Here is a 22948-nt window from a genome sequence, read left to right as displayed (position 1 = left end):
CAACCCTGCACGTGGAGAGAACAATAAATGTTGAGATCCCTGAAATTCACCGCTTTGGTCATGGGCATGATCGGTGCGGCGCACGCAATGGCGGCGGGCCAGGACCTGACCGTGGTGTCCTTTGGCGGTGCGAACAAGGCAGCGCAGGTCAAAGCCTTCTACGCACCGTGGGAAGCGGCAGGTAACGGCAAGATTGTGGCGGGCGAGTACAACGGCGAAATGGCCAAGGTCAAAGCCATGGTCGACACCAAAAGCGTGTCCTGGGACCTGGTCGAAGTTGAATCGCCAGAATTGTCCCGTGGTTGCGACGAAGACATGTTCGAGCAGCTTGATCCGAAGTTGTTCGGCAAGTCCGAAGACTACGTCAAAGGCGCCATCCAGCCCTGCGGCGTGGGCTTCTTCGTGTGGTCGACCGTGCTGGCCTATAACGCCGACAAACTGGCTTCCGCACCGACCGGCTGGGTGGATTTCTGGGACACCAAGAAATTCCCGGGCAAACGTGGCCTGCGTAAAGGCGCCAAGTACACCCTGGAATTCGCGCTGATGGCCGACGGCGTTGCGCCGAAAGACGTCTACAAAGTACTGGCCGGCAAGGGTGGTCAGGACCGCGCGTTCAAGAAGCTTGATGAGCTCAAACCAAGCATCCAGTGGTGGGAAGCCGGCGCGCAACCGCCGCAGTACCTCGCTTCCGGCGACGTGGTCATGAGCTCGGCCTACAACGGCCGGATCGCTGCCGTGCAAAAAGAAAGCAACCTGAAAGTCGTGTGGAACGGCGGCATCTACGACTTCGACGCATGGGCCATTCCAAAAGGTCTGGATAAAGCACGCGCTGAGGCGGCGAAGAAATTCATCGCGTTCTCGGTGGCGCCGCCGCAGCAAAAGACCTATTCGGAAAACATCGCCTACGGCCCGGCCAATATTCAAGCCGTACCGTTGCTGGCCAAGGATGTCCTGAAAGACATGCCGACCACCCCGGAAAACATCGCCAACCAGGTGCAGATCGACGTCAGCTTCTGGGCGGACAACGGTGAGCAACTGGAACAGCGCTTCAATTCCTGGGCCGCCAAGTAAGCACGACCCTGTGATGACCGTTCCCACGCTGTGCGTGGGAACGATCGGCACCCACCGTTCGAGGCGGCGTTTACCACCTCTGTAACGATCAAAGATTTCCGGAGTACGCCATGGCCACCGCCATTCCCCTGAACGCGGGCACCGACCCCACCTTGAAGCAGCGGCTCAAGCACGCCGAGCGGATCAACCGCTGGAAAGCACAAGCCTTGATCGCGCCGTTGGTGCTGTTTCTGTTGCTGGTGTTCCTGGTGCCCATCGTGGCGCTGCTCTACAAAAGCGTTGGTAACCCGGAAGTGGTCGGCGGTATGCCGCGCACCGTGGCGGCTATCGCCAGTTGGGATGGCCGAGGCCTGCCCGCTGAACCGGTTTACAAGGCCGCCAGCCAAGACCTGGCTGAAGCCCGCAAGAATCAGACCTTGGGCGACCTGTCCAAGCGCTTGAACATGGAGTTGGCCGGCTACCGCAGCCTGCTGACCAAAACCGCACGTGCCTTACCGTTCGCTACCGAACCGGCCTCCTATAAAGAAGCGCTGGAAGGTCTCGACGAGCGCTGGGGTGACCCGGCCTACTGGCAAGCTGTGCGCCGCAACACCAGCAGCATCACCCCTTATTACTTGCTGGCGGCGGTCGATCACCGTATCGACGACCTCGGCGAAATCGCCCCGGCCGCGCCCGATCAGGCGATCTACCTCGACATCTTCGCCCGAACCTTCTGGATGGGTCTGGTCATTACCGTGATCTGTCTGTTGCTGGCGTACCCGTTGGCCTACCTGCTGGCGAACTTGCCATCGCGTCAAAGCAACCTGTTGATGATTCTGGTCCTGCTGCCGTTCTGGACCTCGATTCTGGTGCGGGTCGCCGCGTGGATTGTGTTGCTGCAGTCGGGCGGCTTGATCAACAGTGGCCTGATGGCCATGGGCATCATCGATAAACCACTGGAACTGGTATTCAACCGCTCCGGGGTTTACATCTCCATGGTGCACATCCTGCTGCCGTTCATGATTCTGCCGATCTACAGCGTGATGAAAGGCATTTCGCCGACCTACATGCGCGCCGCGATTTCCCTAGGCTGCCACCCGTTCGCCAGCTTCTGGCGGGTGTACCTTCCGCAGACCTATGCCGGTGTCGGAGCCGGTTGCCTGTTGGTGTTCATCCTAGCCGTCGGCTACTACATCACTCCGGCCTTGCTGGGCAGCCCGAGCGATCAGATGGTCAGTTACTTCGTCGCCTTCTACACCAACACCAGCATCAACTGGGGCATGGCAACCGCCCTCGGTGGGCTGCTGCTGTTGGCGACCGTGGTGCTTTATCTGATTTACAACTGGCTGGTGGGCGCCAGTCGCCTGCGCCTGAGCTAAGGGGAGATCGAAATGCTGAGTCCTTATATGTCGCCCATTGAGCGGGTGTGGTTCTACAGCTTGCGCATTCTCTGCGGGCTGGTCCTGTTGTTCCTGATTCTGCCGGTGCTGGTGATCATTCCGCTGTCATTCAACTCAGGGAGTTTTCTGGTGTACCCGTTGCAAGGCTTTTCGCTGCACTGGTACCAGGACTTCTTCGCTTCGGCCGAGTGGATGCGTGCACTGAAGAACAGCATCATCGTTGCTCCGGCGGCGACGGTGTTGGCGATGATCTTCGGTACGCTGGCGGCAATCGGCCTGACGCGGGGCAACTTCCCTGGCAAGGCGCTGGTGATGGCGCTGGTGATTTCGCCGATGGTGGTACCCGTGGTGATCATTGGTGTGGCGAGCTATCTGTTCTTCGCGCCACTGGGGCTGGGCAACAGCTTCTTCTCGCTGATCGTGGTGCATGCGGTGTTGGGCGTGCCATTTGTGATCATTACGGTGTCGGCGACCTTGCAGGGGTTCAATCAGAATCTGGTGCGCGCGGCTGCGAGCCTGGGTGCTTCGCCGCTGACGGCGTTTCGTCGGGTGACGTTGCCGCTGATTGCGCCTGGCGTGATCTCCGGTGCGCTGTTTGCCTTCGCCACTTCGTTCGATGAAGTGGTGGTGACGCTGTTCCTCGCCGGCCCCGAGCAAGTGACATTGCCTCGGCAGATGTTCAGCGGCATCCGCGAAAACCTCAGCCCGACGATTGCTGCTGCAGCGACCCTGCTGATCGCTTTCTCGGTAATTCTGCTGCTGACCCTGGAATGGCTGCGCGGGCGCAGCGAGAAACTGCGCACCGCCCAGGTCTAACCTGCAAGTACCGATCGTTCCCACGCGAAGTGGGAGCGATCGATATGCGGCGGGTATGGTCATTCATGGCCTCAATAGCAGACAAACTCCAATCCCCAGCTACTCTTGTGCCCAGCTCCCCTGGCTATAAGAGGCTGCGCACGATGAGTCTTTCCGCTTTCAAAATCGCTCACAAACTGATTACCGGCGCAGGTGCTATCGAGCAACTGGCCGCTGAATTGATACGTCTGGACATCGACAACCCGCTGATCGTCACCGACGCCGCGCTGGTCAAGTCCGGTACGGTCGAGCTGGCGCTGGCGCAGCTGGGCGACCGAGCCTACGAAATTTTCGACCGTGTATTGCCGGACCCCGAAATCGCCATCGTCGAAGACTGCATGCGGGTCTACCGCGAAGGAGGGCATGACGGGCTGATCGGTCTGGGCGGTGGCAGTGCCATCGACATCGCTAAAAGTGTCGCGGCCTACGCCGGTTATCACGGCGCGCTGGAGGACCTGTTCGGCATTGATCAGGTGCCGCGCAAAGGCCCGCCGCTGATCGCCATTCCGACCACCGCCGGTACCGGCTCGGAAGTCACCAACGTGGCGATCCTCTCCGACAAGGTCGCGCAGCTAAAGAAAGGCATCGTCAGCGACTATCTGTTACCGGACGTGGCGCTGGTCAGCCCGCAAATGACCCTGACCTGTCCGCGCAGTGTCACTGCCGCCAGTGGCGTCGATGCACTGGTGCACGCCATCGAATCCTATCTGTCGTTGAACGCCTCACCGATTACCGACGCGCTGGCCATCGGCGCCATCAAACTCATCGCCAAGGCGCTGCCGAAGGCTTACGCCAACCCGTCCAATCTCCAGGCCCGCGAAGACATGGCCACCGCCAGTCTGATGGCCGGTATGGCGTTTGGTAATGCCGGGGTCGGGGCGGTACACGCGCTGGCGTATCCGCTGGGCGCTCGTTTCAACATTGCCCACGGCGTCAGCAACGCTTTGCTACTGCCATATGTCATGACCTGGAACAAAATGGCCTGCGTGGAGCGCATGCAAGATATCGCCGAGGCCATGGGCGTGAAGACCACTCATCTGAGCGCCAACGACGCGGCGGACAAGGCCGTCGAGGCGATGACCGAATTGTGCGCGGCGGTGGAAATTCCGCCGGGGCTGCGCAGCTTCGGCGTTCCCGAAGACGCCATCCCGTCCCTGGCCGTGGAAGCGGCGGGAATTGAGCGCCTGATGCGCAACAATCCGCGCAAATTGAGTGCTGTCGATATTGAGAAGATCTACCGGGCGGCTTACTAGATCGGGTCAATCATCGCGGCCACGGTGCGCGGGTCAAAGCATGAGGTATACAATGCGCGCCATCGTGATTTTGCTCAGAAAAGGTGCGTCATGCAGCCCTTCGTAATTGCTCCGTCGATTCTCTCCGCCGACTTCGCCCGCCTGGGTGAAGAGGTGGATAACGTCCTGGCCGCTGGCGCCGACTTCGTGCACTTCGATGTCATGGACAACCACTACGTGCCGAACCTGACCATCGGCCCGATGGTGTGTGCCGCACTGCGCAAGTACGGCGTGACTGCGCCGATCGACGCGCACCTGATGGTCAGCCCGGTGGACCGCATCGTCGGTGACTTCATCGAGGCCGGCGCGACCTACATCACTTTTCACCCGGAAGCCACGCAGCACGTCGACCGTTCCCTGCAACTGATCCGTGAAGGTGGCTGCAAGTCGGGCCTGGTGTTCAACCCGGCGACCCCGCTGGATGTGCTCAAGTACGTGATGGACAAGGTCGACATGATCCTCCTGATGAGCGTCAACCCGGGCTTCGGCGGGCAGAAGTTCATCCCCGGCACCCTCGACAAGCTGCGGGAAGCGCGGGCGCTGATTGATGCTTGCGGCCGTGACATCCGCCTGGAAATCGACGGCGGCGTAAACGTGAACAACATTCGTGAAATCGCCGCTGCTGGCGCCGACACGTTCGTCGCCGGTTCGGCGATCTTCAATGCGCCGAACTACCAAGAGGTGATTGAGAAGATGCGTTCCGAACTGGCACTGACCCGCCCATGAGTGGCTTTGAGCAGTTGTTCCCGGGGTCTCTGCCGCGGCTGGTGATGTTCGATCTGGATGGCACGCTGATCGATTCGGTCCCCGACCTCGCAGCGGCTGTGGATAACATGCTGCTCAAACTCGGGCGTCAACCTGCCGGCATCGAATCGGTGCGTGAGTGGGTGGGCAACGGCGTGCACACGCTGGTACGCCGGGCCTTGGCCAACCACATCGACGCCGAGGGTGTCGATGAGGTCGAGGCCGAGCATGCCCTGGAGCTGTTCAACGGTTTTTACGAGGACGGTCACGAGCTGACGGTGGTTTATCCCGGCGTGCGCGACACCCTGAAATGGCTGCACAAGCGCGGTGTCGAAATGGCGCTGATCACCAACAAGCCGGAGCGCTTCGTCGCGCCGCTGCTGGATCAGATGAAAATCGGCCGTTATTTCCGCTTGATCATCGGCGGCGACACCCTGCCACAGAAAAAGCCGGACCCGGCAGCGCTGTTTTTCGTGATGAAAATGACCAACATCCCGGCGTCGCAATCCTTGTTCGTCGGCGATTCGCGCAGCGATGTGCTGGCGGCAAAAGCGGCCGGGGTCAAATGTGTGGCGCTCAGTTACGGCTATAACCATGGCCGGCCAATTGCCGAAGAGTCGCCGGCGCTGGTGATCGATGATCTGCGTAAGTTAATTCACGGTTGCCTGGATCCGGCCGCTGAGATAACGTTGCCCGACGCTGTTCAACCCCCTTCTGGAAACGCCATCGTGGTGGTCACTCGCAAACTCTGGATGAAAGTCATCAAGGCCCTGGCCCGCTGGCGTTGGCGCGCCTGACTTGTTCCTGGCCGGGATACCGGCGCGTTTGCATACCTGACTGTTAGACCCTCAAGCCACGAGGCTACCCCATGATCCGCGAAGAATTCCTGCGTTTAGCCGCTGCCGGCTACAACCGCATCCCGCTGGCCCGCGAAACCCTGGCCGACTTCGACACACCGCTGTCGATCTACCTGAAGCTGGCCGACGAGCCCAACTCTTACCTGCTGGAATCGGTGCAGGGCGGGGAGAAGTGGGGCCGTTACTCGATCATCGGTCTGCCGTGCCGTACCGTGCTGCGGGCTCATGACCATCACATAAGCGTGACCCATGACGGCGTCGAGGTCGAAAGCCACGAAGCTGAAGATCCGCTGGCGTTCGTCGAAGCGTTCAAGGCCCGTTACAACGTGCCGACCATCGCCGGCCTGCCGCGCTTCAATGGCGGTCTGGTGGGTTACTTCGGTTACGACTGCGTGCGCTATGTGGAGAAGCGTCTGGGCAAGTGCCCGAACCCGGATCCGTTGGGCGTGCCGGACATTCTGCTGATGGTTTCCGACGCGGTAGTGGTATTCGACAACCTCGCCGGCAAGATGCACGCGATTGTCCTGGCCGATCCCTCGCAAGACGATGCTTTCGAACAAGGTCAGGCGCGTCTGGAAGAGTTGCTGGAAAAACTCCGTCAGCCGATTACCCCGCGCCGCGGTCTGGATTTCAGCAAGCAACAGTCGGCTGATCCGGTGTTTCGTTCGAGCTTCACGCAGGACGATTACGAAAAAGCCGTCGACACCATCAAGGAATACATCCTGGCCGGTGACTGCATGCAGGTCGTGCCGTCCCAGCGCATGTCGATCGACTTCAAGGCTGCGCCCATCGACTTGTACCGGGCGCTGCGTTGCTTCAACCCGACGCCTTATATGTACTTCTTCAACTTCGGCGACTTCCACGTCGTCGGCAGTTCGCCGGAAGTGCTGGTGCGGGTCGAAGACAACCTGATCACCGTGCGCCCGATTGCCGGCACTCGCCCACGCGGGGCCAACGAAGAGGCCGACCTGGCGCTGGAAAAAGACCTGCTGTCCGACGACAAGGAAATTGCCGAACACTTGATGCTGATCGACCTGGGCCGTAACGACACAGGTCGTGTTTCGGAAATCGGTTCGGTGAAACTCACCGAAAAAATGGTGATCGAGCGTTATTCCAACGTGATGCACATCGTGTCCAACGTCACCGGTCAATTGAAGGCCGGGCTGACGGCGATGGACGCACTGCGGGCGATTCTGCCGGCGGGCACCTTGTCTGGCGCACCGAAGATTCGCGCGATGGAAATCATCGACGAACTGGAACCGGTCAAGCGTGGTGTCTACGGTGGCGCGGTCGGCTACTTCGCCTGGAACGGCAACATGGACACCGCGATCGCGATCCGCACCGCGGTGATCAAGAACGGCGAACTGCATGTGCAGGCCGGTGGCGGCATCGTTGCCGACTCGGTACCGGCGCTGGAATGGGAAGAAACCCTGAACAAGCGCCGCGCGATGTTCCGCGCCGTAGCCCTGGCTGAACAAACCCCGGAAAGCTGACCGCAGAACGTGACCCGTATGACATGCCGCTTTGGCTGACAAAGCGCTGGACGCTGCGGGTCAATCATTCGAAGGCAGTATTTAAAGTCAGTGAATTCAAGAGGTTCTTAAACCATGTTGCTGATGATCGATAACTACGACTCCTTTACCTACAACGTTGTGCAATACCTCGGTGAGCTCGGCTCCCAGGTCAAAGTCGTGCGCAACGATGAGCTCACCATTGCCGAAATCGAAGCCCTCAACCCTGAGCGGATCGTCGTTTCACCTGGCCCCTGCACGCCGAACGAAGCCGGCGTGTCGATGGATGTGATCAAACATTTTGGCGGTAAATTGCCGATTCTGGGCGTCTGCCTCGGGCATCAGTCCATCGGCCAGGCCTTTGGCGGCGATGTGGTGCGCGCCCGACAGGTCATGCACGGCAAAACCAGCCCGGTGTTCCACGAGGACAAAGGTGTATTTGAAGGCCTGAACCATCCGCTGACAGTCACCCGCTATCATTCACTGATCGTTAAACACGAAACCCTGCCCGATTGCCTGGAACTGACCGCCTGGACCCAGCTTGAAGACGGTTCGGTCGACGAGATCATGGGCCTGCGCCACAAGACACTGAACATCGAGGGCGTCCAGTTTCACCCTGAGTCGATCCTCACCGAACAGGGCCATGAGCTGTTCGCTAACTTCCTCAAACAAACCGGCGGCACGCGCTAAGGACTTTTCATGAATATCAAGACAGCCCTGAGCCGTATCGTCGAACAACTCGACCTCAGCACCGATGAGATGCGCGATGTCATGCGCGAAATCATGACCGGTCAATGCACGGATGCGCAGATCGGCGCGTTCATGATGGCCATGCGCATGAAGAGTGAAAGCATCGACGAGATCGTCGGCGCCGTGTCGGTCATGCGCGAGCTGGCGGACAAGGTCGAGCTCAAGACCCTCGACGGCGTCGTCGATGTGGTGGGTACCGGTGGTGATGGCGCGAACATTTTTAACGTCTCGACCGCGTCCTCATTCGTAGTCGCGGCGGCCGGTTGTACTGTGGCCAAGCATGGCAACCGTGCGGTCTCGGGCAAAAGCGGCAGCGCCGATTTGCTGGAGGCGGCGGGTATCTACTTGAACCTGACGCCGGTTCAGGTAGCACGCTGCATCGATAACGTTGGCATCGGCTTCATGTTCGCCCAGACCCATCACAGCGCCATGAAGCACGCCGCCGGCCCGCGCCGGGAGCTGGGCTTGCGCACGCTGTTCAACATGCTCGGCCCGCTTACGAATCCGGCCGGCGTGAAGCATCAGGTGGTGGGCGTGTTCAGTCAGGCGTTGTGCCGGCCGCTGGCTGAAGTCTTGCAGCGCATGGGCAGCAAGCACGTGCTGGTGGTGCACTCGAAGGATGGCCTGGACGAATTCAGTCTGGCGGCGCCGACCTTTGTGGCGGAATTGAAGGATGACCAGATCACCGAGTATTGGGTCGAGCCAGAAGACCTGGGCATGAAGAGCCAGAGCCTGCACGGTCTGGCAGTGGATGGCCCGGTGGCCTCCCTGGAACTGATTCGCGATGCGCTGGGCAAGCGCAAGACCGAGAACGGTCAGAAAGCCGCGGAAATGATTATGCTCAATGCCGGTGCCGCGCTGTACGCCGCCGACCATGCCAGCAGTTTGAAAGAAGGCGTTGCCCTGGCGCACGATGCGCTGCACACAGGCCTCGCTCGGGAAAAACTGGAAGAGCTGGGTGCATTTACCGCGGTATTCAAAGTGGAGAATGAGGGATGAGTGTACCGACGGTTCTGGAAAACATTCTGGCCCGTAAAGTCCAGGAAGTCGCCGAGCGTAGCGCTCGCGTAAGCCTGGCGGAGCTGGAAAGTCTGGCCAAGACGGCCGATGAACCCCGTGGTTTTGCCAAGGCATTGATGGCTCAGGCCAAGCTCAAGCAGCCAGCGGTCATTGCAGAAATCAAGAAAGCCTCACCGAGCAAAGGCGTTATCCGCGAGAACTTCATTCCCGCCGACATCGCCAAGAGTTACGAGAATGGCGGCGCGACCTGTCTGTCAGTGCTCACCGATATCGATTACTTCCAGGGCGCCGATGCGTATCTGCAACAGGCGCGGTCGGCGTGCAAACTGCCGGTGATCCGCAAGGACTTCATGATCGATCCTTACCAGATCATTGAAGCCCGAGCGTTGGGCGCCGACTGCGTGCTGTTGATCGTCTCCGCACTGGATGACGTGAAAATGGCCGAGCTGGCGGCTGTCGCCAAAAGTGTCGGCCTCGATGTGCTGGTGGAAGTTCACGATGGCGACGAACTGGAGCGGGCCTTGAAAACCCTCGACACTCCGTTGGTCGGCGTCAACAATCGCAACCTGCACACCTTCGAAGTCAATCTGGAAACCACCCTCGATCTGTTGCCGCGTATCCCGCGTGATCGCTTGGTGATCACCGAAAGTGGCATTCTCAACCGGGCCGATGTCGAGCTGATGGAAATCAGCGATGTGTACGCGTTCCTGGTTGGCGAAGCGTTCATGCGCGCCGAAAGCCCGGGCACTGAACTGCAGCGTCTGTTCTTTCCTGAACGGGGTATCGCGGTGAGCGGTTCTACACTCGACTGAACGTGACTTAATGAAGAAGCCGGCGATGCCGGCTTTTTTATACCCAAAACAAAGGATCTCTACTGCCATGACCCAGCCCATCGCCTTGACCGTCGAAGCCGGCCTGCTCGCCGAACAGGATCTGTTAGCCCGTGTATGCGCCGGTGATTCGGAATTCGGCCTGTTGTTCTGGCAGCCCAGTGATAAGGCGCTGGTCATGCCGCGGCGGTTGAACCGCTTGCCTGGATTCGAGGCCGCGTGCGAAGTGTCGGCTGCGGCAGGTTGGCCGGTGTTGTTGCGTGAAACCGGCGGTGAGCCGGTGCCGCAATCGGCCTCAACGATCAACATCGCACTGGTCTATGCGCCACCGCGTAGCGAGGGTGACCAGCACCGCATCGAAACCGGTTATCGGCGGCTTTGCGATCCGATGTGTCAGTTACTCGATGAACTGGGCGGCGCTTCGTCTTTGGGTGAAATAGAGGGTGCGTTTTGTGATGGGCGTTTCAACGTCAACCTTGATGGGCGCAAGATGGTCGGCACGGCTCAACGCTGGCGCCAGAGCAATGGCGGTACGCGTCCGGTAGGGTTGGTGCACGGGGCTTTGTTGCTCGATAACGAACGTGAGTCGATGGTTGCGGCGGTTAACCGGTTCAATGAAGCCTGTGGCCTGGAGCAGCGAGCTCGCGCCGGGAGCCACATTGCTCTTCATGAAAAATATGCAGCACCTGATGCGTTGGGACGACTCGACACGTTGTACCGCGAGTTGCTGGCAGACCTGTTCAGGGTTTAGCGCGTACCGAAGACCACCATGGTCTTGCCTTTGACGTCCACGAGGTTGCGTTCTTCCAGATCCTTGAGTACGCGACCGACCATCTCACGAGAGCAACCGACAATCCGCCCGATCTCCTGACGGGTCACCTTGATCTGCATGCCATCGGGATGGGTCATGGCATCCGGCTGTTTGCACAGTTCCAGCAGGCAGCGTGCGACGCGGCCGGTAACGTCGAAGAATGCAAGGTCACCCACTTTGCGGGTGGTGTTGCGCAGGCGCTGTGCGATTTGTCCGCTGAGCACGTAAAGAATGTCTGGATCCTGTTGGGACAGCTCGCGGAATTTCGCGTAGCTGATCTCGGCGACCTCGCATTCGATCTTGGCGCGCACCCAGGCACTGCGTTCCTGTTCCAGGCCCGCCTGTTCGAACAGACCCAACTCGCCGAAAAAGTCTCCGGAGTTCAGGTAGGCGATGATCATTTCGCGGCCGTCGTCATCCTCGATCAGGATGGTGACCGAACCCTTGATGATGAAGAACAGCTTGTCCGAACGGTCGCCGGCACAAATGATATTGCTTTTGGCCGCATAACGACGGCGCTGGCAATGCATCAGCAGTTTGTCGAGGTTCTTGATTCTGGGTGTTGGGGTAATACCAACCATGGTTGTATCCCGAAAAGACTTCACGGTGTGTTTGGTTTTCTTATGAGTCGCTGAAGTTGCTGCAGAGCTGGCTATGCGCCAGTGAATTGGCGCCAGCTTAACAGACACTTCCAGCAATATTCGAGAATTTACCTACAGCGCAGCGGCTTGCTTCGTAGGAAGGCAAGACGCCGTCAATCAAGGCCCCTGTGCTAAGCTGGCAACCCTTTTTTAGACAGTGGAGTCTTGGCGATGAAGGCACGCATCCAATGGGCTGGCGAAGCCATGTTCCTCGGTGAATCCGGCAGCGGTCATGTCGTGGTCATGGACGGTCCGCCCGATGCCGGCGGTCGCAACCTGGGGGTCCGGCCGATGGAAATGCTCCTGCTGGGTGTTGGCGGTTGCAGCAATTTTGATGTGGTCAGCATCCTCAAGAAGTCCCGTCAGGCCGTTGAAAGTTGCGAAGCTTTCCTCGACGCCGAGCGCGCCACCGAAGATCCGAAAGTTTTCACCAAAATCCACATGCACTTCGTGGTCAAGGGCCGCGGGCTGAAAGAAGCCCAGGTCAAACGCGCCATCGAGCTGTCTGCCGAGAAATATTGCTCGGCGTCAATCATGCTCGGCGCGGCGGGCGTGGACATTACCCATGACTACGAGATCATCGAGCTCGGTTGAATCGACATCCACATCGAGCACAAAAAAGGCGACTACTTTGCGGTAGTCGCCTTTTTTATGGCTGACGTAAAGCCATTGCGGGAGCGAGCCTGCTCGCGAAGAGGCTCTCAAGAACACTGCAGCTATCAGATCCGGTAAGTACTCTTGGTCATGACCTTGGCCATCAGGCTCATGCCGAACTTCACCGGTGCCGGGAAGCGGAAACCCCCAGCCTCCAGCGCGCTTTCGGCGTGGTGTTCTTCATCAATGCGCATCTGCTCGAGGATTGCCCGGGACTTTTCATCCTCGGCTGGCAGTTGCTCAAGGTGTTCGTTGAGGTGTTTGCAGACCTGATGTTCGGTAGCCGCAACGAAACCCAGGCTGACTTTATCGCTGATCAACCCGGCCACCGCGCCAATCCCGAACGACATGCCATAGAACAGCGGATTGAGAATGCTGGTGTGGCTGCCCAACTGTTTTATGCGTTGTTCGCACCAGACCAGGTGGTCGATTTCTTCTTCGGCGGCATGCTCCATGGCGGCGCGTACTTGCGGCAGCTTGGCGGTCAGGGCCTGACCTTGATACAGCGCCTGGGCACAGACTTCGCCGGTATGGTTGATACGCATCAGGCCGGCGACGTGCCGGGTGTCTTCGTCGCTCATTTGCGCATCCGGCTGAACAATAGCGGGCGAAGGACGGTACGGTTGGCCACTGAAGGGCAACAAGGTACGCATCGCGGCATCGGCTTGCAGCAGAAGACGGTCAATCGGCGAGTAGTGACGTTGGGTAGTCATGCTGACCTCCGGGAAGAATCTCGGCGGGCAGTTTAACTCAATCGGCCGAGGGAAGGTTTGCGCTGGGTCATTGCGACGCAGGTACTTGTGGGGGCGGTTGCCCATCCCCACGAGGTTTACTGCGATCAGCCCGGCGGCCAATGCATCTGGCGCTGACCCAATACATGCATATGTATGTGATAGACGGTCTGTCCACCCAGTGGATTGCAATTCATGACCACGCGAAACCCCTCTTCGCAACCCAGTTCCAGGGCCAGACGCTGGGCGGTAAACAGAATATGCCCAGCCAGTGCCTTGTCGTCCTCGGTCAGGTCGTTAAGCGTGCGCACCGCTTTTTTCGGAATCACCAGAAAATGCACCGGTGCCTGTGGGGCGATGTCGTGGAAGGCCAGTACCTGGTCGTCCTCGTAAATAATCTTCGCCGGGATTTCCCGGTTAATGATCTTGGTGAACAGAGTATCCACAGCTTTTTTCTCCGTTGTTTGGGCTGGTCTGAGTGTAACCATGGGTTATGCCCGAGCCCAGCCTTTTACCTTGAGGGTGCGATCAGCGCGGGCAGTAAGCCTTGTTGACCATGCCGGCGATTGTCCGGGTCAGCCAGCGTGAGCCGAGCCGTGGCAGGAAGGCGCGCCAGCGGTTGCGTCGACCCGGAATAATGATGGCTCGGTTTTTCTCCAGAGCCCGCACGGTGTAGAGCGCGACTTCCTCGGGGCTCATCAGCATTTTACTGTCGACCAGTTTGCCAGCGTCCAATTGCGCGGTGCGCAAAAACGCCGTGCGGGTAGGGCCGGGGCAGAGTACCGAGACGTTGACCGCGCATTTTTTCAGTTCGACGCGCAGCCCTTCGGAAAAGTGCAGCACATAAGCCTTGCTGGCGTAATAAGTACTCATCCACGGACCGGGATGGAATGCCGCCACCGAGGCGACATTCAAAATTTGCCCGCCGCCCTGCAGCGCCATGCTGTTGCCTAGCGCGTGACACAGGCGAGTGAGCGCGAGGATGTTCACTTCGATCAGGTCCTGCTCGGTCATCCAGTCCTGAGCCAGAAAAGGTCCGCAGGTGCCGATGCCGGCGCAGTTGACCAGCAAATCGATCTGTCGGTCACCTTCCTCCAGCTCCAGCAGAAAACCGGACAGCCGTAGCGGCTCGCCGAGGTCACAGGCTCGGAACAACACTTCCACGTCAAAACGTTGGGTCAGCTCAATCGCAATACTTTCCAGCTGATCACGCTGACGGGCCACCAGAATCAGGTTGCGGCCGCGCCGGGCCAGCGCTTCTGCCATCGCCAGGCCGATGCCGCTGGAAGCGCCAGTGATCAGAGCGTAACGGGTCATGCATTTCTCCATCGCAACAGCTCCGCGCCGGCGACGCAGGTGTCACGGGCGGGGAGCGCTGTTCATTCTTTCGCAGAGTCTACAGGGGGCTGGGCTTCTTCGGCTGCATCGTCGGCTGAATTTGGCGCTGGCGCTGCTTCCACGGCGGTTTGATCTTCGATCTCTTCGGTGGTCACAGAGTCACGTCCATAACTGCTCTGGGTGGTGCTTTCGTATTCGCTCTGGAGGGCAGTAAGGCCGCCGGTCAGTCCGCCGATGAACAGGATCGCGATAAACACCAGCCACAGGGACGACAGGATCTTGACCGCGGTGCCGTTGGGCGGTGGTGGCGCACCGTATCGATTGGCGGTGCTATTACCCGACGCAATCACCATCACGAACGGAAAGATGCTGCCCACGAACGGCACGAGGGTCAGCAGCCAGAGCCAGCCAGACCAGCCAATATCATGCAGGCGCTGGACACAGAACTGGGTGCTGACGAAGCCGAGCGCCAGGAAGAGGATCAAGGCCAGCAGGGCTCCGAGAATGAGGGCGATGGTCGAGTCCGTGTTGATGAGGGCCAAGCCAAAAACAGCAAGCACAGCGCCAACACCAAGGGTCACCAGCGTTAGCGACATCGTCCAGGCCAGATAACGCAAACGGCCGATCCGCCCGTCGAAGCTGAACGGCTTGAGTGTGGAAAACGCAGGCAAAGCTTCGCCAACGGTAGCCTGGGGTGGTGCGTAAGGGGATTCGGGATCTGCCGCGACGGCAGGAGCGTGTTCATGAACGTCAGCCAGGCCCAGTCCGATCGAGGGTTCGGATTCGATCCGGGCATCGATTCCGGTGTTGGTCAGCGCCTGGAGATAAGTCTGTGCATCGACCTGCGAAAGGTCGCGTTTGAGCGCAACCGGCTTGCCACTGAACAGCCGCTCGATGGCAACCACATCGCTTTTGAACAACTCAGCGAGATTGAGCTTGGCGGTGGTGACGTCAACACCTGGTAGCAGAGCGCCGTCGAACACGATCTTGAAACGGTTTTCGCTCATTGCGAGGCATCCTTGTCGCGAATGTTTTAGGGAGTCTTGCAGGTTGAGTGTAAAGCCAGCCGGAATGGACTGGCCAGGTTCCCCTGTCAGCGTGGCCAGCGCTTGGGCAGTGCTGCCGCCAGCGCCAGTGCGTTGCGGTACTCGGCATCAAGGCGAGCGACCAATTGATCGACACTCGGCAGGTCATCGATCTCGCCGACACCCTGACCTGCGGACCAGACGGTTTTCCAGGCTTTGGCTTCATCGCTTATGGGCTTGAGTTTGGAGCCGAAGTCCACTTCGCCCTTGCCTTGCAGCGCGGCCATGTCGAAACCTGCAGCCTCAAGACTCTGACGCATAAAGCTTGCCGGTACTCCCGACACCGCTGGAGTATGGACGATGTCCGCGGCTCTGGAAGTCAGCAGCATCTCCTTGTAGGCGTCAGGCGCATGACTTTCGGTGGTGCCGATAAATCGCGTACCGAAGTAGGCCAGATCCGCACCGAGCAGTTGTGCCGCGAGAATCTCGTGGCCGTGGTTCAGGCAGCCGGCCAGCAGCAGCGTCTTGTCGAAGAATTGGCGGATCTCGGCAATCAGCGAGAACGGGCTCCAGGTTCCGGCGTGTCCACCGGCGCCCGCTGCCACGGCGATTAAACCGTCGACCCCGGCCTCAGCCGCTTTCTCTGCATGGCGACGCGTCGTCACGTCATGGAACACCAGACCGCCATAGCGGTGCACTGCATCGACCAGTTCTTTCACCGCGCCCAGGCTGGTGATCACAATGGGCACTTTATGCTCGATGCAGATCGCCAAGTCCGCTTGCAGCCGCGGGTTGCTGTTGTGGACGATCAGGTTCACCGCATAAGGCGCCGGATTCTCCAGTGTCGCCAACCCTGCTTCGATCTCTTCCAGCCAGGCCTTGAAGCCGCTGCTCTTGCGCTGGTTCAGCGCAGGAAAGCTGCCCACCACGCCATTACGGCAGCAGGCGAGCACCAGTTGTGGGTTGGAGATCAGGAACATTGGCGCTGCCACCACTGGCAGACGCAAGCGTTGTTCGAGCAGAGCGGGCAGCGACATTGGAAGTACCCCGGTGAGTTGTGCTTATTGGCGTTAGAACGGTCGAACGACGACCAGAATTACAATGGCCAGCAATATCAGAACCGGCACTTCATTGAACCAGCGATAAAAGACATGACTGCGGGTGTTCTCGCCACGGGCAAAACGTTTCACTTGGGCGCCGCACATGTGGTGGTAGCCGATCAGGATCACCACCAGGGTCAACTTGGCGTGCATCCATGCGCCTTGACTAAATATGCTGGGGTTCAAGGCGATCAGTGCAATGCCGAAAATCAGGGTGGCGATCATCGCCGGCCCCATGATGCCGCGGTACAGCTTGCGCTCCATGATGCTGAAGCGCTCCTTGCTGGCGGTGTCTTCGCTTTGGGCGTGATAAACGAACAGGCGCGGCAGGTAGAACAGGCCGGCAAACCAGCAGACCATGCTGACGATGTGAAGCGCTTTGAGCCACAGATAAAGCATTTTTAGTTATTCCCAGGTTCACGGTAGCCTGAATAGTAAAGGCTTGAGCGGCCGCACGTCACCTTGGCGGTTGTCGCCGCGCCGCGCGGCCCCTATTATCGACGGCTTTCCAGTGGGTTCGTTGAGGGCAGGTTTATGGTCAAGGTCGGTATCGTCGGCGGCACGGGTTACACCGGAGTCGAACTGCTGCGTCTGTTGGCACAGCATCCGCAAGCAGAAGTGGCCGTCATCACTTCCCGATCCGAGGCCGGTCTGGCCGTGGCTGATATGTACCCGAACCTGCGCGGTCATTACGATGGTCTTGCATTTAGCGTCCCGGACATCAAGACGCTGGGCGGGTGCGACGTAGTGTTCTTCGCCACGCCTCACGGTGTGGCTCATGCGCTGGCTGGCGAACTGTTGGCGGCCGGCACCAAAGTCATCGACCTGTCGGCGGATTTCCGTCTGCAAGACGCCGATGAGTGGGCCAAGTGGTACGGTCAACCGCACGGGGCGCCGGAACTGCTGGAAGAGGCGGTTTACGGCTTGCCGGAAGTCAATCGCGAGCAAATCAAGCAGGCACGCCTGATCGCTGTGCCGGGTTGCTACCCGACTGCTACGCAATTGGGTTTCCTGCCATTGCTAGAAGCAGGTCTGGCCGATACCACTCGCTTGATTGCTGACTGCAAATCCGGTGTCAGTGGTGCCGGTCGTGGCGCATCTGTAGGTTCGCTGTACGCCGAGACGTCAGAAAGCATGAAGGCTTACGCCGTCAAAGGGCACCGTCACTTACCGGAAATTCGCCAGGGTCTGCGTCGTGCAGCGGGCAAGGACGTCGGCCTGACGTTCGTTCCGCACCTGACGCCCATGATTCGAGGCATCCACTCGACGCTCTACGCAACGGTCGTGGACCGGTCCGTGGATCTACAGGCATTGTTTGAGAAGCGTTACGCCAACGAACCGTTCGTCGATGTCATGCCGGCCGGCAGCCATCCGGAAACTCGCAGCGTGCGCGGTGCCAACGTTTGCCGCATTGCCGTGCATCGTCCACAAGATGGTGATCTGGTGGTGGTGTTGTCGGTAATCGACAATCTAGTCAAAGGCGCGTCGGGCCAGGCGGTGCAGAACCTGAACATCCTGTTTGGTCTGGATGAGCGCTTGGGTCTGTCTCATGCAGGCATGTTGCCATAAGGTTCCATCCTGCTCAGCAAAAAGGCTCGTCTGACGGGCCTTTTTGTATTCCGGGTTTACGATTGAGTTGATTGATATACCGTAACAATAGTTGACCAATTTTCTAGGAGAAGCGGATAATGCGCGTCATCACGCATTATGGCGGCGTAACGCCGGGAGATAGTTAGCATGAGCGTCGAATCCTTCACCCCCACGGCTTTGCAATTCACCCACGGTGCCGCGCACAAGGTAAAGAGCCTGGTCGATGAAGAGGGGAATGATCGCTTGAAGCTGCGCGTATTCGTTACGGGCGGCGGTTGTTCAGGTTTTCAGTACGGCTTCACCTTCGATGAGGAAGTGGCCGATGACGACACCATTGTCGAGCGCGAAGGAGTCAGTCTGGTCGTTGATCCGATGAGCTTCCAGTACTTGGCAGGTGCCGAGGTGGACTATCAGGAAGGTCTGGAAGGTTCGCGCTTCGTGATCAAGAACCCGAACGCCAGCACCACGTGTGGCTGCGGCTCTTCGTTCTCGATCTGAACGCGCGTTACCGCATCACCACGCGCCGCAGGGGCTCAGGGCTCTGCGGCGTTTTGCTGTCTGGGATTCGGTAGGACTCGTCAAGCAGGGTAAATGGCGCCAAGTACGCGCAGGCCATGGGCGCCAGTGACGCTCGGGCGATTGGCAGCGATGCCTTCAAGGCAGCAATGGGCCAGCCAGGCGAAGGCCATGGCTTCGACCCAATCCGGGTCTACACCGTAAGCCGCGGTGCTGCTGACTTTGGTGTTCGGCAGCAAGCTGGCCAAGCGGCTCATCAGCGTGGCGTTGTGCGTGCCGCCGCCGCATACAAGCAGTTCCTGAGTATCTGATTGGGCGGTTTGCAGTGACTCGACGATGGTCAAGGCGGTCAGTTCGAGCAGGGTTGCCTGCACGTCTTCGGCGGCGAAGGTCGATAATTTCGATAGATGCTGTGTCAACCATGCCAGGTTGAATACTTCGCGACCGGTGCTCTTTGGGCCTTTGGTCACGAAAAATGGATCACTCAGCAGTTCGTTCAGTAGAACCGGTTCGACCTTGCCGCTGGCAGCCCATTGGCCGTCGCGATCAAAGTTGTCTCCGCGTTGCTGGTAAATCCACGCATCCAGCAGGACGTTTCCTGGACCACAGTCGAAACCGGCTACCGGCTTGCCGGGCTCGATCAGGCTAAGGTTGCTGAATCCGCCAACGTTCAGTACCGCGCGATTGCCTGCGCGCTCTTCAAATAACGCTTCGTGAAAGGCCGGGACCAATGGCGCGCCTTGTCCGCCAGCCGCAACATCGCGGCTGCGAAAGTCGCTGACCACGGCGATGCCGGTCAACTCGGTCAGAAGGGCAGGGTTGCCAATCTGCACGGTGAAGCCGCGCGCCGGCTCGTGGCGAATGGTCTGGCCGTGGCTACCAATCGCGCGAATGTCTTCGGGTTTCAGTTTTTGTTGGTCGAGGAGATTGTGAATACCCTGTGCCGTCAGTTTTACCCAGTTTTGCTGGGCGATGGCGCAGCGGGCAATCTCGTCCGGGCCGCTGGCGCACAAGCCAAGCAGTTCGGTGCGCAGAGAGTCAGGCATTGGCGTGTAATGCGTGGCAATCAGGTTGATCGTCGGAGTCAACTCGATCAACGCAATGTCCAGGCCATCGAGGCTGGTCCCGGACATCACACCTATATAGAGCGTCATGACTTAGCGCTTGCTCGACGCCAGCTGCGTGGATTTCTCTTGATTCATGCGCGCCATCAGCGGTTGGCTCTGCGCGAGGAAACGTGCGCGTTCAGCCTTGGGGATCGGATCGGCCATTGCGACTTTCTGGCCCAGTGGGTCGACGTGCACGCCATTGACCTGGAACTCGTAATGCAAATGCGGTCCGGTGGAAAGTCCGGTGGTGCCGATGTAGCCGATCACCTGGCCTTGTTTGACGCTACTGCCAGTTCGCACGCCTTTGGCAAAGCCCTGCATGTGGCCGTACAGCGTACGGTAGGTATTGCCGTGCTGGATGATCACGGTGTTGCCGTAGCCGCCACGGCGACCGGCCAGCAACACTTTGCCGTCACCGGCTGCCTTGATTGGAGTGCCGCGCGGCGCTGCATAGTCGACGCCTTTGTGAGCGCGGATTTTGTTCAGGATCGGGTGCTTGCGGCCCATTGAGAATTTCGAGCTGATGCGGGCGAAGTCCACCGGGGTACGGATAAACGCCTTGCGCATGCTGTTGCCGTCAGCAGTGTAGTAGCTGCTGTTGCCTTGTTTATTGGTGTAACGCACGGCGGTGTAGGTCTTGCCGCGATTGGTGAAGCGAGCGGAAAGGATCGGGCCATTGCCGATAGTCTTGCCGTTGACGGTTTTCTGTTCGTAGATGACATCGAACTCGTCACCTTGGCGAATATCCTGGGCGAAGTCGACGTCATAGCCAAACACGCTGGCCATGTCCATGGTCAGGCTGTGGGACAAGCCAGCGCGTGCAGCGGACTGCGACAGCGAGCTGTTGATCACGCCATGAGCGTAGGTAGAGCGCACGGTCGGTTTGGCGGTAATGCGATTGAATGAATAGCCTTTGTCATTCTTGGTCACTGTGATGCTTTCGATGTCACTGATCTTGCTGTAAAGGTTGGTCAGTTGGCCATCGGGGCCCAGTTCGAATTCAAGCTTCTGGCCGTGCTTGAGTTGGCTAAACTGCTTGGCTTGTTTGTCGCTGGCCAGCACTTCATGCACTGAAGCTGCTGGAAGGCCGACTTCTTCAAACAGGGTGGAGAGGGTATCGCCTTTGGCGACGATCACTTCCCTGTGGCGTGGAGATTTTATTTCTTCGATCGCGGGTGCTGGCGCGGCCTGAGCGGTTCCCAGACGAGCTTCGGCGCTGTTTTCGATCTGCGCAAAAGGGGACGCTGCTGACTCATTTGTGGCTTGGACCGCTTCGCCAGCGTCTTGATCTTGTGTCAGTTGTTCAGCAGGGCTTTCCAGCTCAAGACTCAGGGTCGTCTTTTTGGCTTCAACATCACTGGAAGGAAATACCAGAAGCGCCAGGCTCAGAAGGGCGGCGATGCCACTTGCTGCGAGCAAGTGGGTCTTCGGGTAAAGCGGTGGCGCTTTAGACGATTCTTTGGTCATAGGTAATTTTTGACTTTGAAAAAGATGAATTGGAAAAGATGAATGACATGATGAAGACGAAATAACTGTATAAAATATAACCAAATCATCTTTGAAGCAAGTCCGCGAACGCTGTGTCCGTGGATTGGCGTCCGTGCGCTGGGCAAAACTTGTATTTGACGCGCGATCTTGTATGGTTGGTTCCCTTTGAATTCGAGCCTTGCGGGTCTGTTATGAAGTCGGTTGAAGAGCAGCTAGCGCTGATTAAACGTGGTGCGGAAGAACTGTTGGTCGAGTCCGAGCTGATCGAAAAGCTCAAGCGTGGCCAGCCGCTGCGTATTAAGGCAGGCTTCGATCCGACCGCGCCGGATTTGCACCTGGGTCATACCGTGCTTATTAATAAGCTGCGTCAGTTCCAGGACCTGGGGCATCAGGTGATCTTCCTTATAGGTGACTTCACCGGGATGATCGGCGATCCGAGTGGCAAAAGTGCGACACGCCCTCCTCTTACCCGCGAGCAGGTTCTCGAGAATGCCGAGACCTACAAGACCCAGGTTTTCAAAATTCTTGATCCGGCAAAAACCGAAGTTGCGTTCAATTCCACCTGGATGGATCAGATGGGGCCGGCCGATTTCATTCGCCTGACGTCTCAGTACACCGTGGCTCGCATGCTCGAGCGCGACGACTTCGACAAGCGCTACACCACCAATCAGCCAATCGCCATTCACGAGTTCCTCTATCCGCTGGTTCAGGGTTATGACTCGGTTGCTTTGCGCGCGGACGTTGAGCTGGGTGGTACGGATCAGAAGTTCAATCTGTTGATGGGGCGTGAGCTGCAGCGTGGGTATGGCCAAGAGGCTCAGTGCATTCTGACCATGCCGCTGCTCGAAGGTCTGGATGGTGTGAAGAAGATGTCCAAGTCCTTGGGCAACTACGTGGGTATCCAGGAAGCGCCGGGTGTGATGTACGGCAAACTGGTTTCCATTCCGGATGCGCTGATGTGGCGCTACTTCGAACTGCTCAGTTTCCGCTCCATGGATGAGATCAATGCGTTCCGTGCTGATGTCGAGGCGGGCGCCAATCCGCGTGATATCAAGATCAAGCTGGCGGAAGAGATCGTTGCGCGTTTCCATGGTGAGGAGGCCGCTGCCAGTGCTCACCGTGCGGCGGGAAACCGTATGAAGGAAGGCGAGTTACCGGACGATCTGCCAGAGATCGAATTGTCGGCGACTGAAGACATGCCGATTGCGGCTGTCCTTAATAAGGCAGGTCTGGTCAAGAACTCGGCTGTTGCGCGCGATCTTCTAGGTTCTGGTGGTGTGCGTATAGATGGTGAGGTTGTCGATCGCACCTTTATATACGTACTGGGTGCGACCCATGTTTGCCAGGCTGGGAAGAAGGCGTTTGCGCGTATTACGCTCAAGTCCGAATAAAGCTCAAATTAAGGGTTGACGGCAGATTCTGGACGTCTATAATTCGCCCCACTTCCGGCGCAGTCGAAACGGAAAACTCCTTGGTAAACAAAGAGTTATGCGGTTTTCGGCAGCGAGTTGCTTCAGGTCATCGAAGCCCGTAAGGCGTTGAAAGAGCGGCGTTGTTTGGCTCTTTTAGCGATTCGGTCTTCTCGGTCGAAAGCGGTGTAAAAGAGGTGTTGACAGCAGCGAGTAACGCTGTAGAA

General features: G+C 58.7%; 24 protein-coding genes. 15 read left to right on the top strand and 9 right to left on the bottom strand.

Going from position 1 to position 22948, the window contains the following annotated elements; all coding sequences use genetic code 11:
• Positions 1 to 27: 27 nt before the first annotated feature.
• The 11 genes from ACXPVS_RS02710 (at position 28) to ACXPVS_RS02660 (ending at position 11060) form a co-directional block, all read left to right on the top strand.
• The gene (locus ACXPVS_RS02710; RefSeq protein WP_458508542.1) at positions 28 to 1071 is read left to right on the top strand and encodes an ABC transporter substrate-binding protein; all 1044 of its coding nucleotides are present in this window, start codon (positions 28 to 30) and stop codon (positions 1069 to 1071) included.
• Positions 1072 to 1181: 110 nt separating this feature from the next.
• On the top strand, positions 1182 to 2429 hold the full coding sequence (locus ACXPVS_RS02705; protein ID WP_458508541.1) for an ABC transporter permease: 1248 nt from the start codon (positions 1182 to 1184) through the stop codon (positions 2427 to 2429).
• 12 nt (positions 2430 to 2441) lie between these two features.
• Positions 2442 to 3266, top strand: coding sequence for an ABC transporter permease (locus ACXPVS_RS02700; RefSeq protein ID WP_458508540.1), 825 nt, complete (start codon positions 2442 to 2444; stop codon positions 3264 to 3266).
• A 143-nt stretch (positions 3267 to 3409) separates the two neighbouring features.
• A complete protein-coding gene (locus ACXPVS_RS02695) occupies positions 3410 to 4558 on the top strand; it encodes an iron-containing alcohol dehydrogenase (RefSeq protein ID WP_458508539.1) in 1149 nt (382 codons plus the stop codon).
• Positions 4559 to 4648: 90 nt separating this feature from the next.
• A complete protein-coding gene (gene rpe / locus ACXPVS_RS02690) occupies positions 4649 to 5323 on the top strand; it encodes a ribulose-phosphate 3-epimerase (RefSeq protein WP_458508538.1) in 675 nt (224 codons plus the stop codon).
• On the top strand, positions 5320 to 6138 hold the full coding sequence (locus ACXPVS_RS02685) for a phosphoglycolate phosphatase (RefSeq protein ID WP_458508537.1): 819 nt from the start codon (positions 5320 to 5322) through the stop codon (positions 6136 to 6138). The genes rpe and ACXPVS_RS02685 overlap by 4 nt, the downstream gene beginning before the upstream one ends.
• Positions 6139 to 6209: 71 nt before the next feature.
• Positions 6210 to 7691, top strand: coding sequence for an anthranilate synthase component I (trpE, locus tag ACXPVS_RS02680; protein WP_458508536.1), 1482 nt, complete (start codon positions 6210 to 6212; stop codon positions 7689 to 7691).
• Between the two features lie 114 nt (positions 7692 to 7805).
• Positions 7806 to 8399, top strand: a complete 594-nt coding sequence (locus tag ACXPVS_RS02675; protein WP_458508535.1) for an aminodeoxychorismate/anthranilate synthase component II — start codon at positions 7806 to 7808, stop codon at positions 8397 to 8399.
• A 9-nt stretch (positions 8400 to 8408) separates the two neighbouring features.
• Positions 8409 to 9458 carry an anthranilate phosphoribosyltransferase gene (gene trpD / locus ACXPVS_RS02670; RefSeq protein ID WP_458508534.1) on the top strand — a complete coding sequence of 350 codons (1050 nt, stop codon included), beginning with the start codon at positions 8409 to 8411 and terminating at the stop codon, positions 9456 to 9458.
• Positions 9455 to 10291 carry an indole-3-glycerol phosphate synthase TrpC gene (gene trpC / locus ACXPVS_RS02665; protein WP_458508533.1) on the top strand — a complete coding sequence of 279 codons (837 nt, stop codon included), beginning with the start codon at positions 9455 to 9457 and terminating at the stop codon, positions 10289 to 10291. Before trpD ends, trpC begins: the two co-directional genes overlap by 4 nt.
• Positions 10292 to 10358: 67 nt before the next feature.
• Complete coding sequence (locus ACXPVS_RS02660) at positions 10359 to 11060, top strand: lipoate--protein ligase family protein (RefSeq protein ID WP_458508532.1); 702 nt, start codon at positions 10359 to 10361, stop codon at positions 11058 to 11060.
• Here the strand turns inward: ACXPVS_RS02660 and crp are convergent.
• Positions 11057 to 11701: a cAMP-activated global transcriptional regulator CRP gene (gene crp, locus ACXPVS_RS02655; protein ID WP_458508531.1), complete on the bottom strand. Its 645-nt coding sequence runs from the start codon at positions 11699 to 11701 to the stop codon at positions 11057 to 11059. The two genes, ACXPVS_RS02660 and crp, sit on opposite strands and share 4 nt — an antisense overlap.
• Positions 11702 to 11932: 231 nt before the next feature.
• Here crp and ACXPVS_RS02650 point away from each other — a divergent pair, with 231 nt between their 5' ends.
• The gene (locus ACXPVS_RS02650) at positions 11933 to 12355 is read left to right on the top strand and encodes an OsmC family protein (protein WP_458508530.1); all 423 of its coding nucleotides are present in this window, start codon (positions 11933 to 11935) and stop codon (positions 12353 to 12355) included.
• Between the two features lie 125 nt (positions 12356 to 12480).
• Here ACXPVS_RS02650 and coq7 read toward each other — a convergent pair whose 3' ends face one another.
• The 6 genes from coq7 to hemJ form a co-directional block, all read right to left on the bottom strand.
• On the bottom strand, positions 12481 to 13128 hold the full coding sequence (gene coq7, locus ACXPVS_RS02645; RefSeq protein ID WP_008147238.1) for a 2-polyprenyl-3-methyl-6-methoxy-1,4-benzoquinone monooxygenase: 648 nt from the start codon (positions 13126 to 13128) through the stop codon (positions 12481 to 12483).
• A 125-nt stretch (positions 13129 to 13253) separates the two neighbouring features.
• Positions 13254 to 13592 (bottom strand): histidine triad nucleotide-binding protein, encoded by a 339-nt coding sequence (locus ACXPVS_RS02640; protein WP_008147240.1) that lies wholly within the window; start codon positions 13590 to 13592, stop codon positions 13254 to 13256.
• Between the two features lie 82 nt (positions 13593 to 13674).
• The gene (locus ACXPVS_RS02635; RefSeq protein WP_458508529.1) at positions 13675 to 14463 is read right to left on the bottom strand and encodes an SDR family NAD(P)-dependent oxidoreductase; all 789 of its coding nucleotides are present in this window, start codon (positions 14461 to 14463) and stop codon (positions 13675 to 13677) included.
• Between the two features lie 62 nt (positions 14464 to 14525).
• Positions 14526 to 15491, bottom strand: coding sequence for a DUF805 domain-containing protein (locus ACXPVS_RS02630; RefSeq protein ID WP_458508528.1), 966 nt, complete (start codon positions 15489 to 15491; stop codon positions 14526 to 14528).
• Between the two features lie 86 nt (positions 15492 to 15577).
• Complete coding sequence (locus tag ACXPVS_RS02625; protein ID WP_458508527.1) at positions 15578 to 16546, bottom strand: NAD(P)H-dependent flavin oxidoreductase; 969 nt, start codon at positions 16544 to 16546, stop codon at positions 15578 to 15580.
• Positions 16547 to 16579: 33 nt separating this feature from the next.
• Positions 16580 to 17008: a protoporphyrinogen oxidase HemJ gene (hemJ, locus tag ACXPVS_RS02620; RefSeq protein WP_458508526.1), complete on the bottom strand. Its 429-nt coding sequence runs from the start codon at positions 17006 to 17008 to the stop codon at positions 16580 to 16582.
• 135 nt (positions 17009 to 17143) lie between these two features.
• Here hemJ and argC point away from each other — a divergent pair, with 135 nt between their 5' ends.
• Together argC and erpA are read left to right on the top strand one after the other, a co-directional pair.
• The gene (gene argC, locus ACXPVS_RS02615) at positions 17144 to 18178 is read left to right on the top strand and encodes an N-acetyl-gamma-glutamyl-phosphate reductase (protein ID WP_458508525.1); all 1035 of its coding nucleotides are present in this window, start codon (positions 17144 to 17146) and stop codon (positions 18176 to 18178) included.
• 168 nt (positions 18179 to 18346) lie between these two features.
• On the top strand, positions 18347 to 18697 hold the full coding sequence (erpA, locus tag ACXPVS_RS02610) for an iron-sulfur cluster insertion protein ErpA (RefSeq protein ID WP_007947969.1): 351 nt from the start codon (positions 18347 to 18349) through the stop codon (positions 18695 to 18697).
• A gap of 80 nt (positions 18698 to 18777) precedes the next feature.
• Here erpA and ACXPVS_RS02605 read toward each other — a convergent pair whose 3' ends face one another.
• Both ACXPVS_RS02605 and ACXPVS_RS02600 read right to left on the bottom strand, forming a co-directional pair.
• Entirely contained in the window at positions 18778 to 19869 is a 1092-nt protein-coding gene (locus tag ACXPVS_RS02605) for an anhydro-N-acetylmuramic acid kinase (RefSeq protein ID WP_458508524.1), read from the bottom strand.
• A 3-nt stretch (positions 19870 to 19872) separates the two neighbouring features.
• A complete protein-coding gene (locus ACXPVS_RS02600; RefSeq protein WP_458508523.1) occupies positions 19873 to 21291 on the bottom strand; it encodes a peptidoglycan DD-metalloendopeptidase family protein in 1419 nt (472 codons plus the stop codon).
• Positions 21292 to 21503: 212 nt separating this feature from the next.
• On the opposite strand from ACXPVS_RS02600, the gene tyrS reads away from it, so the two are divergent.
• Positions 21504 to 22703, top strand: coding sequence for a tyrosine--tRNA ligase (gene tyrS, locus ACXPVS_RS02595; RefSeq protein WP_458508935.1), 1200 nt, complete (start codon positions 21504 to 21506; stop codon positions 22701 to 22703).
• Positions 22704 to 22948: the final 245 nt, after the last annotated feature.

The organism is Pseudomonas sp. Ma2-10 (genome assembly GCF_054330215.1).
Note: the sequence above shows the minus strand (reverse complement) of the source record. Positions and strands in the feature narration are given on the sequence as shown.